The organism is Bacillus sp. TL12 (genome assembly GCF_022625245.1).
Taxonomy (GTDB): Bacteria; Bacillota; Bacilli; order Bacillales; family Bacillaceae_G; genus Bacillus_A.
Map to the genome: position 1 here is coordinate 1 of NZ_JAJJBY010000063.1, position 11,376 is coordinate 11,376.

The following is an 11,376-nucleotide window of genomic DNA, read 5'->3' on the forward strand; positions in this document are numbered from 1 at the left end:
ATCTATCAAATGATTTTTGCACCAGAACCATTTTTATAATACATACGAAAACCAGATATAATACCTTCTTGGTAATATATCTGGTTTAAAGGATAGGATATATTGGATTGTTATAGGTTCTTTATTAACAAATTTAATACTTTCTAATTGTTATCAAATCATGCTGTTAGTTACGGATTAGGTAATCAAATGCACCTAGAGATGCGTTTGCGCCTGATCCCATTGAAATAATGATTTGTTTGTATGGTGTATTTGTGCAGTCACCCGCAGCAAATACACCAGGTACGTTTGTAGCGCCATGCTTGTCTGTAACAATTTCACCACGAACACGTTCAACTGTTTCACCTAACCAGTCTGTGTTTGGTACAAGACCGATTTGAACGAATACACCTTGTAATTCGATATGGTGAACTTCTTCAGTTTCACGATCGATGTAAGAAATACCTTCTACTTTGTCACTACCAGTAATTTCTTTCGTTTGAACGTTCTTTAATACAGTTACGTTTGGTAAGCTGTACAGACGATCTTGTAATACAGCATCAGCTTTTAGTTCTGGCATGAACTCAAGAATAGTTACGTGTTTTACGATACCTGCTAAATCAATTGCTGCTTCAACGCCAGAGTTACCACCACCGATAACTGCCACATCTTTTCCAGTGAATAATGGGCCGTCACAGTGTGGGCAGTATGCTACACCTTTGTTTTTAAACTCAGCTTCACCAGGTACACCAACATTACGCCAACGTGCACCGGTAGCAACGATTACGCTCTTACTCTTTAGAACTGCACCGTTTTCAAGTTCTACTTCGATTAAGCCTTTCTTTTCTAGACGCTTCGCACGTTGTAAATTCATTACGTCGATGTCGTAACCTTTTACGTGCTCTTCAAGGCTTGCTACTAGCTTAGGACCTTCGGTACGTTTTACACTGATGAAGTTCTCAATGCCCATAGTATCCATTACTTGACCACCGAAGCGCTCAGCAACGATACCAGTGCGGATACCTTTACGTGCTGCATAGATTGCTGCACTTGCACCAGCAGGGCCACCACCAACAACAAGAACATCGTATGGATCTTTATCAGCAAATCCCGAAGAATCTGGGCCAACTCCTAGTTTTGTAAGAATTTCTTCAATCACCATACGTCCGCTTCCAAATGTTTGACCATTTAAGAATACTGTTGGTACTGCCATGATGTCTTTATTTTCAACTTCTTCCTTAAATGCAGCGCCGTCAATCATAGTATGTTTAATATGGGGGTTCAAAACGCTCATTAAGTTCAGTGCTTGTACAACATTGGGACAGTTGTGGCAGCTTAAGCTAATGTAAGATTCAAAGCGGTATTCACCTTGAATATTTTTAATTTGGTTAATGACTTTTTGCTCAACTTTTGGAGTGCGGCCACTAACTTGTAGTAAAGCTAGAACTAGAGAATTAAATTCGTGTCCTAGAGGGATACCTGCAAAAACTACTCCTGTATCTTCACCGACACGATTTATACTAAAACTTGGTGTTCTTTCTAATTCTATTTTTTCTACCTTAATCTTTGATGACATTGCTGCTAATTCATCTACAAGAGCTAGCATATCTTTAGATGTGTCATCAGATGCTGCACTAACTTTTAATAATACATCACTTTCCATCAGTTGAAGATATTGGGCTAATTGTCCTTTGATATCCGCATCTAGTAACATTGTGTCTTACTCCTTAAATTGTATTTCTTTTTGTTTATTTATTAGATTTTACCTACAAGGTCAAGGCTTGGTTTGAGTGTTGCAGAGCCTTCTTTCCATTTAGCTGGGCAAGCTTCGCCTGGATTATTACGGACGTATTGTGCAGCTTTTACTTTGTTTACAAGGATACTTGCATCACGACCGATATCGTCAGAGCTAATTTCAACAGATTGAATAATACCATCTGGATCAATAATAAATGTGCCACGTGCAGCAAGGCCTTCTTCTTCAATCAATACATTGAAATTACTAGAAATTTTTCGAGTCGGATCACCAATCATAATATATTTAATTTTATTAATAGTTTCTGAGTTATCATGCCATGCTTTATGAGTAAAGTGAGTATCAGTTGAAACAGAGTATACCTCAACTCCAAGTTCTTTTAAAGTTGCATATTGATTTTGTAAATCTTCAAGTTCAGTAGGGCATACGAATGTGAAGTCAGCAGGATAGAAGCAAACTACACTCCATTTATCTTTGAAGTTTTTTTCTGTAACATCAATAAATTCACCATTCTGGTAAGCTGTCGCTTCAAATGGTAATACTTCTGTGCCGATTAATAACATGATAAAATTCCTCCTAAGTTTAAATGTTGAGTATTATAAATAAATTTTCAAAAAGAAAATTCTTAATTAAAATCACATTGCTTAAGATCAACAATTTTAGTTTTATATTTTATCTTGTAACCCAACCAAATACATAAAAATAAAATTGCACTAATATATGTCGCAAATAAATCAACCCATGAAACGTTCATTTTCACAATATTTTCATATTCTTGTCCTAATATAACAACAATACATAGTACTATTGAAATTATAGGAGCGAATGGAAACCATTTAGCTCTATAAGGAAGATCATTTATGTCTTTTCCTTGGGCTATATATGCTTTGCGAAATCGATAATGACTTAACGCAATTCCTAACCAAGCTATAAAACCAGAAAGGCCGGAAGAGCTTAACAACCACATGAATACTTTTCCTTCGCCTAAAAAAGAAGAAAGAAAAGCAAACATTCCTACTAGAGCCGTAACAATTAGAGCGTTAATTGGTACACCATTTTTATTTATTTTCATGAGAGATTTTGGAGCTTTTCCTTCTCTGGCTAAGGACCATAACATTCTAGTAGATGCATACATTCCAGAATTAGCAGCTGATAGAATAGATGTTAAAATTACAGCATTCATGACAGATGCAGCAAATAATAAGCCTGCTTTTTCAAAGACTATTGTAAAAGGGCTCATCGAGACATTTTCGATATCTATATTCATTAAATAAGGATGAGTATATGGAATAAGCAGCCCAATTACAAAGATAGAACAAATATAGAAGAGTAAAATTCTCCAAAATACTTGTTTTATAGCTTTAGGGACATTTTTTTTAGGGTTCTTACTCTCACCAGCTGCAACCCCTACTAATTCTGTTCCTTGGAAAGAGAATCCAGCAATCATAAAAACTGATAAGATGCTTAGACCACTAGAGGGAATAGGGGCTTCACCGATAGTGAAGTTTTTAAACCCAACAAATTCTCCACCAATAATCCCAAGAATAGTGAGTAATCCTACTAATAAAAAAATTATAATTGTTATTACTTTAATTAAAGAAAACCAAAACTCAGCTTCTCCAAATGACTTGGTGGAAAAGTAATTAAGCAGAAATATTATAGTTAAGAAAGCAGCACTCCAAACAATGCCTGGAATAGAAGGGAACCAGAATTTCATTATAATAGCAGAAGCTGATAACTCTACTGCAAGGGTAATGGCCCATGTATACCAATAATTCCAGCCCAGAGCAAATCCGAGAGCTGGATCTACGAATCTAGAGGCATACACACTAAATGAACCCGAATGAGGTAGAAAAGTAGCCATTTCACCTAGACTCATCATAAGTAGGTATACCATTATTCCAATTGAAATATAAGCAATTAGAGCTCCTCCAGGACCTGCCATTTGAATGGATGTACCACTAGAAATAAATAGTCCTGTTCCAATTGAACCACCAATAGCAATCATAGTAAGGTGCCTAGCTTCTAATGTCTTTTTTAATGTATTTGTAGGATGTTCCGTGCTTTTTTGAGCTATATTGTTAACATGCGAAGTTACCGTTGCTCTTTCAGAACTCATAAACTCCCCCATATAAATTTTTTGGAGTATTTAGAAATAACATCAATTCTTACCGTTTTATTCAAACACTTTTGATTTTGCAGAGGTTATTTCATAAAGAGTCGGAGTAAAGAGTTTCGCTCCGACTCTAAAGATGTTTAGCTCACCTTATAGTTTAAACTCCTACTAATTCTTTATTATCTTCATAAATTTCGCCCATAGTTTCATGAGAAATTTCTCTAGACATATCTTCCTCAGATGCATAACTAAAAACAACAACAGTACGACGAGAGTCGTTATTTAACGGTGTAACCCTGTGCAATGTAGTGCCGGCTTTCATAAAGTAACAATGATCTTTAGGAACATACAAACTCTTAATTTCACGGTTCTCTAAAACTTCTTTTAATCCAGACTCTGGGTTTTCTTTATCCCAAACAGTATCAGGTACATATTCAACAAGAGCACCTTCACCTTCTTTAGGAGCTTCAATCACCCAGATTAAAGCAAATGTATAATCATCCCAATGCCATCCATGTGTGTCACCTGTTTTCTGTTGGTTATTGATAATAAACTCTTCTGGTGTATAAGGAATGCGGTGAACTGGTTCATTATTGTTTAAGAATGTTAAGAAATTTAAAAGTACTTCAGACTTGAAAAATGCTGGAATTAATTTTCCTTCCGCATGAATGATGTCTCGATTTACTACATTAAAGTTACGTGGAGTATTCCCTGTGGCTTTAATGGTAATATCACGACGTTTTGCATTTTCAGAAAGAAGATATTTCGCTTCTGCAGACATAGCTGCAATTAGAGGTTGCGGTAACATGTCATTCATCATTGCTAAACCTTCATTTTTAAATCTTTCTTGAAGAACTAATAAGTAATCCTTAGGTAATGAGTTAATATGTTGTTCTACAATTGCATCAAATTGTTTTTGAAATTCCATAGTAAATTCCTCCTGATTTTTAAATATAAAAGTTTATTTATTATCAATAACTTTAATAGCATGTAAACCATTGCTACTTTGCACAGAAAGTCCTAACTCAATACAGTATTTTAGATAATTCACGATATCTATTGTAATAACTTCACCTGGTAAAAGGACAGGTATCCCTGGCGGTGTTACCAGTACGGATTCTGCTGCCACTCTTCCAATAGTTTTATCTAGATCTATATACTCAACTTTGGAGAAGTACGCTTCTCTAGGTGTCATAGCCAATGTAGGTGGAGTTAATGTTCTTATAGCACTTTTACTCTTAGTTACTCGATCAAAATCAATTGGTATTGAACCGTTCTCAAATCGAATAGCTAATGATTTTAATGACTGTAGAAGTTGCTCAATATCAGATTCATTATGACCAATTGTTACAATGAAAAGAATATTATTCACATCGGAAAGCTCAACTTCTATGCGATAATCATCACGTAAGATATTTTCAACTTCCCTACCTGTTACACCCCAGTTTGTGACATTTATACACAGCTTTGTTTCATCTAAAGCAAAACTAGAACTTAAACCCTTCAAATCTTCTGGTCCTAAGCAAGAAAGCCCTGGAATTTTATTAATTGAACCTCTTGCAATACGAGATAAATTTAATGCTCGTTGCAATAATTCTTCTCCATTAACTGCTAGTTGTTTGCGAGCTGCATCTAAAGAAGCCATTAATAAGTAGGATGCGCTAGTAGTCGTAATTAAAGAGAAATTTTCTTTAACCCTATCTAGACTCACCAATCCTTCTCGAACATTGATGACACTTGTTTGAGTAAATGAACCGCCCATTTTATGCATACTTGAGGATGCAATATCTGCACCTGCTTCCATTGCAGAAATAGGGAGATCCGGATGGAAATGTACATGTGATCCTTGAGCCTCATCCACTATGACTGGTATACCTTTAGAATGCACATAATCAATAATGGCTTTCAAATCAGTTACAGCGCCATAATAAGTAGGGTTTATTACACATACACCTTTAACATCAGGATGAGCTTCTAGCGTTTGCTTTATATTTTCTAAGCTAATACCATGGCAAACACCGTAGATAGAATCAACCTCAGGAGATATAAAGATTGGTACTGCACCAGATAAAATTAGTCCACTAACAATAGAAGCATGTACATTTCTAGGAATAATAATTTTATCACCTGGATTACAAATGCTCATGATCATAACTACATTGGCGCTACTAGTACCCTGAACACTAAAAATAGTGTAATCAGCTCCAAAAGCGTCCGCAGCCAGTACCTGTGCCTCGTGAATAATACCAGTTGGATGACGTAAATAATCTAATGGCGGTATACCCACTAAATCAAAATCCAAGGTATTTTTTCCAAAGTAGGTTGTAAATTCTTCATCTAATCCTCTTCCCTTTATATGACCAGGTGTATGCATTTGTAAATAATCACTATTTATATAATTCTTCACACCAGTAATTAAAGGAGTCTCATATTGTTTACTTTTATTCTTCGATAGAAAAATTTCTTCTTGAAGTTGCAAGAGATCACCTCAACTAATTAGATTAATTTATTTTTTGAAAAATAATTCTCTAGCCTATGTAGCAGCATAAAACAGCTTTATATGTTCCCCCTCTAAATTAAAGTTTCTTAAGATTCGATTTTCATTATATATTCTAAAAATAATTGTTAGAAGTAGGCACTTTATTGTGTCAAAGTATCCTGTTATATACATAATAACTTTTAATTAGTAAATTATTTTTAGTGGACATCATATGGTTCTTATTGTCTTAAGGAAAGGCATATGAAATATGCTACGAATATCCTGGTTATTCCTTTAAGTTATATAATACATTTTTATCTAGAAATTCTAGATAAAATAAATCTATTCTAATTCGTAAAAAAACAATGGTTCAAGGTTTTTCCTAAGAAATCCTGTAATAAAAAAGGATCCTAAATATAGGATCCTAAATAGAAATTGTATCTTCCTAAAAATGTGATTAAACTTTCATTTCTTTAGAAAAATTCTGCATATGAAGTATGTAGTTTCTAGCACTTTCTTCTAATTTTTCATCTGATAAGTTATTGTGTTCTGCACCATATACAGCAAAAGTCGGTAAGAACTTCATCCCAGTATAAAGACATGAAGCCTGATAAGGTTTTAATAATTCACTCAATGTATACTCGTTTGCTGCACCTGCTTGATATTCCTCCTCTACTACACCAGCAGAAATTGCTAGGCCAAACTCTTTTCCTTGAAGCTTATCTCCTTTAGAACCATATGCAAATCCGTATTCTAAAACATCATCAAACCATTTTTTTAATAACGGCGGAGAGCTGTACCAATAGAATGGGAACTGAAAAATATAACGATCATGTTCTAATAATAGATTTTGTTCATATTCAATATCAAAACTCCAATCTGGATAACGTTTATATATTTCATGTACAGTAAAATCTTCTGGGTGCTTTTTAATCTCCTCAAGCCAACGTTTATTTACTCGAGATTCTTCAATATTTGGATGTGCAATAATTACTAGTGTTTTCATGAAATTTCCCCTTTTCAAAAAATAATAAATAATATCAATACTATTTTTATATTAAGTAATATTGATATCATGTAATATATACTAATCTTTAAAGTACATACTTTAAAGTACGCACTTTAAAGTGCTATAGGAACCTTGAAGTACTATAGGAACCTTGAAGTTCCTGTAAAAGTAAAAAATAGGGGAGGCTTAGTTTTTCATTTAAATTCAAAAACATTATAGACTTAATACTAGTAAAAGGAGCGATTTTATGAAAAAATATAATTTTCCTATTGAGGCAACTCTTGATGTTGTAGGTGGTAAATGGAAAGTAGTATTATTATGTATTTTACTAAATGGAAAAAAGAGAACTAGTGAGATTAAACGTGCTATGCCAAGTATTACCCAAAAAATGCTGACACAACAGTTAAGGGAATTAGAAGCAGATGGAATTATTAATCGCACTGTTCATAGTCAGGTACCTCCAAAAGTAGAGTATTCTTTAAGTGAGTATGGACAAACTTTAACTGCTGTACTTGATTGTATGTGTGAATGGGGACAATATCATATACAAAAGCAATTAGAAGGTAGTAATGTTGAATAATCTCCATATTAATTTTAATAGCATTCATAATATAAAGCCACTGCAGCAGTCGGATTTAAAATTCTGATTTTGTTGACTTTTCTAATTTCGTGAATATAATTAAATTGTCATATATGGTCTATACATCTTTTTTCCAATAACTTGATAACGCTTGGTTGAAGAGGATGTTCTATCAACCAAGACTTCTTCTTTAAAGTTTGTTTAGGTTAGAAGATTATTAATAAAAGAATATATGATAAATTTATTTAAGGGCGGAGAGGGGATTTTATTTATGAACGTCAAAGAAAAAATGCGATTGGGCGAAATATATTGTGGGTTTGATAGTGAATTAGTCAAGGCAAGAGAAAATGCAAAGAAAATTACAAGATTATATAATGCAACAACTGATGAAGAACGTGACTATCGTGAACTACTAATTAAGAAACTTCTTGGAAAGAATGGTTCAAATACGTTTATAGAGCCAAATTTCCGTTGTGAATTTGGTTACAATATTGAGGTTGGTGATAATTTCTTTGCAAATTTTGATTGTATTATCTTAGATTGTGGCAAAGTGACAATTGGAGATAATGTGTGGCTTGGACCAAGGGTACAGATCTATTCTGTAAACCACGTTACAGAACCACAGGCTAGAAGAGAAGGATACGAAATTGCAGCGCCTGTAAACATTGCTGATAATGTTTGGGTTGGAGGAAATACAGTAATAAATATGGGGGTTTCTATTGGGGAAAATAGTATTATTGGATCGGGAAGTGTTGTCACAAAAGACATACCACCTAACGTAGTTGCAGTAGGAAACCCTTGTCGAGTTATAAAAACAATAGGTTAAGTCTCTAATTTAAAAGAAACGCAAAATATTAAATGGAAATAAATCCCTTTTAACTTAATATTAAACTTTAAAGATAAATCACCCGTAGTAAGTTAGGAAATTTAAAATACGGGTGATTTTTTATGTTTTAAATTTAAAATATTATAATGAAAATACTTGCGCTTTAGATAGTTTGAAATACAATATTAGGTTCACTAATATCTTCTAAATAATTTGTACCAATCTCACACATTTGAAATAAAATAGCTTCTAATTCATATCCCTTAGATGTAAGAGAGTACTCTACTTTCATTGGTACCTGTTGATATATTTTCCTCTCAATTAATCTGTTCTGTTCCAACTCGCGTAGCTGTTTTGTCAGCATTTTTGAAGTTATTCCAGGTAGTAAAGATTTTAATTCACTAAAACGCTTCTTTTCAGAAATTAAGTAAAATAATATTAACATTTTCCATTTACCAGTAATCATATCAGATAGTAATTCTAATCCACAGTTGTAAGTTACTTCTTTCAAATGCATCACCTCGATTGATATAGATGAAAAGATATAATTTTACGAAAATATATCTTTTCTATACAAAATTTTATCATATGTGGGTAAAGTATAAAATAACAAAAAAACTATTTTTTTACAGTTAATTATTATTGGTTATTGTATCAATTGTTTGTATAAAAGTATTTAGACCAATTTATGTCTTCAGGGGATTAAGTAGAGAGTAACATTGGTTTTGTTGCGAAGTTTTGTTAAGGTTAAGTGGTGCCAACAAAAAGTTGTACATTTTACGCGATTGTTAGTAGCTCCTATAATTCATTGTATGTCGAAAAACCGAAGTCTGAGCCAAAACTTCGGTTTCGTTTATATAGGTGTACCGCCACATCGCTATTAAGCTAAAATTTTATAGTACCCCCCATAACGAAATTTTATGTTAACTTGTAACAAAAAATTTCGTTATGGGGTGGATTTGTTTTTTTAAGTTGATAGGCATGTATGGTGACCCCTATTATTGGACTTATTACTTTTCATTTGGTAGATATTATTTCTGCAGAACTTCTACCTAATATATTGTTATATTTTATGCTTTCATTAAGTGTGCTAGGTAGTGTTTTTATATTTATCAACAGACACAGAAAAAATTACTAATATATTGTAATAGTTAGGATGTTAAACAAAATATTTCTTTTGAAAAAAGAATATTATATGCTATATCATGAAGGAATATAGTTAAACCGACAACTGCATTTATTTGAGTAGGCCACATAAAATGATCAATCTTTTTTATAAAAACTTAAAGAGTCCAAACTTAAAACCCACACATTTTGATCAAACTTTTTCAAAGTGTGTGGGTTTCTTCTATTTATAAAATCAATATTTACAACAATACTTTGACCAAACTTTAATTCAAGCCAACATCTGTCGGAAAATGATAAAATAATAACATTATGTTACCTGGTTTTCTCATGTGATTTTACATATAGGAGTCTTGACACATACTTATTAACCTAGTGAAAATAAGCACCCCAAACGATAAAAAGCAACTAAATTGCTACAAAAAAAAGCAAATTTTCTGTTTTTTATTTCTAAATTTTATAAATATTTACACAATTATAAAAATAACATACATTTTAGTTGTACCAAAAAAATCTTAACAAAAGGGGATGTTTGTATGTTCAAGAAATTAGTTGTAGGAGCGTTAGCAACTGGTTTTGTATTAACTGGAGGACTGGGAACGATATCAGCAAGTGCAGAAAAAGATTATACGATTAAATCGTTCGACTATGTAACTGTGGATGGAAAGAATGTGGATTCTCTGGCAAAATTGAATAACAAATCCAACGAAGACGTAAAAATAACTATGGTTCTACCTAAACAAAATACAAATGGAGATTGGTTGGCTTATGGTTTTACGAGCAGAGAAAGCTTAGAGGCTTTTATCAAAAAAGATAAACAAAGATTTCAAAGCCCAGTAACGACACTGGGTAGCGGTGCTGGTAGTACCGATTTCTATGAGCATAAAAATAAAGGTGGACAGTATATTTATTGGAGCAGTGGTTTTAAAAACTTGCCTTCTAGCTGGAATGACAGAATTTCTTCTGTAAGTACAGCTTCACCTTCTGCAAGTTATTCGACGACACTGTGGCAACATACTTCAACTCAAGGATATGGCAAAGGGGTCTTATTTAGACACTCTGATTGGTATGGTAAAACTGCTAATTTGGCTGCGGATTGGAATGATATTACTTCAGCAATTGAAATCAAAAAGTAACGGAGAACTTCAATTGATTAGGTGAAGAAGTTTTAAAATCACTATTCTTTCATGGATTTAGAAAAATGGGAGAATAGTGATTTTTTTATGTAGAGAAACAGAGTAATTACTCTATGTTAGGAAAATGGATGAATAAAATAAGAGAACCTAAATGTATACACAAATATAAATTCATTAAAACCCAAGATAGTGAAAATTTTAAAACAGGGCAGATAGGGACACCTAGTTTCTATAAGTGCGAAAAGTGTGGAAAAGAAAAGGTTGAATATAAATATAACAGTGATTTGAACTACTCACCACTTAACGTCCTTACGGACTGTTTGAAGTGGGAGATTACTTCAAGATATTTTGAATTTTTTGCAACAGAACC

At 33.2% G+C, this 11,376-nt stretch carries 10 protein-coding genes and 1 pseudogene; 4 read left to right on the plus strand and 7 right to left on the minus strand.

What is annotated here, in order from left to right; genetic code table 11:
- Positions 1–166: 166 nt before the first annotated feature.
- The 6 genes from ahpF to LOK41_RS26100 form a co-directional block, all read right to left on the minus strand.
- Positions 167–1,693, minus strand: a complete 1,527-nt coding sequence (ahpF, locus tag LOK41_RS26075; RefSeq protein WP_241818909.1) for an alkyl hydroperoxide reductase subunit F — start codon at positions 1,691–1,693, stop codon at positions 167–169.
- A gap of 41 nt (positions 1,694–1,734) precedes the next feature.
- On the minus strand, positions 1,735–2,298 hold the full coding sequence (gene ahpC / locus LOK41_RS26080; RefSeq protein ID WP_098398388.1) for an alkyl hydroperoxide reductase subunit C: 564 nt from the start codon (positions 2,296–2,298) through the stop codon (positions 1,735–1,737).
- 62 nt (positions 2,299–2,360) lie between these two features.
- A complete protein-coding gene (locus LOK41_RS26085) occupies positions 2,361–3,854 on the minus strand; it encodes an amino acid permease (RefSeq protein ID WP_481748842.1) in 1,494 nt (497 codons plus the stop codon).
- Between the two features lie 154 nt (positions 3,855–4,008).
- On the minus strand, positions 4,009–4,779 hold the full coding sequence (locus LOK41_RS26090; protein ID WP_241818910.1) for a HalD/BesD family halogenase: 771 nt from the start codon (positions 4,777–4,779) through the stop codon (positions 4,009–4,011).
- Positions 4,780–4,812: 33 nt separating this feature from the next.
- Positions 4,813–6,330 carry an aminotransferase class I/II-fold pyridoxal phosphate-dependent enzyme gene (locus LOK41_RS26095; RefSeq protein ID WP_241818911.1) on the minus strand — a complete coding sequence of 506 codons (1,518 nt, stop codon included), beginning with the start codon at positions 6,328–6,330 and terminating at the stop codon, positions 4,813–4,815.
- Positions 6,331–6,787: 457 nt separating this feature from the next.
- On the minus strand, positions 6,788–7,336 hold the full coding sequence (locus LOK41_RS26100) for an NAD(P)H-dependent oxidoreductase (protein WP_241818912.1): 549 nt from the start codon (positions 7,334–7,336) through the stop codon (positions 6,788–6,790).
- A 250-nt stretch (positions 7,337–7,586) separates the two neighbouring features.
- On the opposite strand from LOK41_RS26100, the gene LOK41_RS26105 reads away from it, so the two are divergent.
- Together LOK41_RS26105 and LOK41_RS26110 are read left to right on the plus strand one after the other, a co-directional pair.
- Positions 7,587–7,919 (plus strand): winged helix-turn-helix transcriptional regulator, encoded by a 333-nt coding sequence (locus tag LOK41_RS26105; RefSeq protein ID WP_241818913.1) that lies wholly within the window; start codon positions 7,587–7,589, stop codon positions 7,917–7,919.
- A 271-nt stretch (positions 7,920–8,190) separates the two neighbouring features.
- On the plus strand, positions 8,191–8,745 hold the full coding sequence (locus LOK41_RS26110) for a sugar O-acetyltransferase (RefSeq protein WP_241818914.1): 555 nt from the start codon (positions 8,191–8,193) through the stop codon (positions 8,743–8,745).
- Positions 8,746–8,908: 163 nt separating this feature from the next.
- Here LOK41_RS26110 and LOK41_RS26115 read toward each other — a convergent pair whose 3' ends face one another.
- Positions 8,909–9,262, minus strand: coding sequence for a winged helix-turn-helix transcriptional regulator (locus LOK41_RS26115; protein WP_241818917.1), 354 nt, complete (start codon positions 9,260–9,262; stop codon positions 8,909–8,911).
- Between the two features lie 1,144 nt (positions 9,263–10,406).
- Here LOK41_RS26115 and LOK41_RS26120 point away from each other — a divergent pair.
- Together LOK41_RS26120 and LOK41_RS26125 are read left to right on the plus strand one after the other, a co-directional pair.
- Entirely contained in the window at positions 10,407–11,006 is a 600-nt protein-coding gene (locus LOK41_RS26120) for a hypothetical protein (RefSeq protein WP_241818915.1), read from the plus strand.
- A 113-nt stretch (positions 11,007–11,119) separates the two neighbouring features.
- Positions 11,120–11,314, plus strand: a pseudogene (locus tag LOK41_RS26125) (hypothetical protein); the annotation flags it as partial.
- Positions 11,315–11,376 lie beyond the last annotated feature (62 nt).

Bases quoted from the DNA above. Each gene is read 5' to 3' on its own strand.
- LOK41_RS26085 (WP_481748842.1), bottom strand. From the start codon at position 3,854: ATGAGTTCTGAAAGAGCAACGGTAACTTCGCATGTTAACAATATAGCT.
- ahpF (WP_241818909.1), bottom strand. From the start codon at position 1,693: ATGTTACTAGATGCGGATATCAAAGGACAATTAGCCCAATATCTTCAA.
- LOK41_RS26110 (WP_241818914.1), top strand. From the start codon at position 8,191: ATGAACGTCAAAGAAAAAATGCGATTGGGCGAAATATATTGTGGGTTT.
- LOK41_RS26100 (WP_241818912.1), bottom strand. From the start codon at position 7,336: ATGAAAACACTAGTAATTATTGCACATCCAAATATTGAAGAATCTCGA.
- LOK41_RS26105 (WP_241818913.1), top strand. From the start codon at position 7,587: ATGAAAAAATATAATTTTCCTATTGAGGCAACTCTTGATGTTGTAGGT.
- LOK41_RS26120 (WP_241818915.1), top strand. From the start codon at position 10,407: ATGTTCAAGAAATTAGTTGTAGGAGCGTTAGCAACTGGTTTTGTATTA.
- LOK41_RS26090 (WP_241818910.1), bottom strand. From the start codon at position 4,779: ATGGAATTTCAAAAACAATTTGATGCAATTGTAGAACAACATATTAAC.
- ahpC (WP_098398388.1), bottom strand. From the start codon at position 2,298: ATGTTATTAATCGGCACAGAAGTATTACCATTTGAAGCGACAGCTTAC.
- LOK41_RS26115 (WP_241818917.1), bottom strand. From the start codon at position 9,262: ATGCATTTGAAAGAAGTAACTTACAACTGTGGATTAGAATTACTATCT.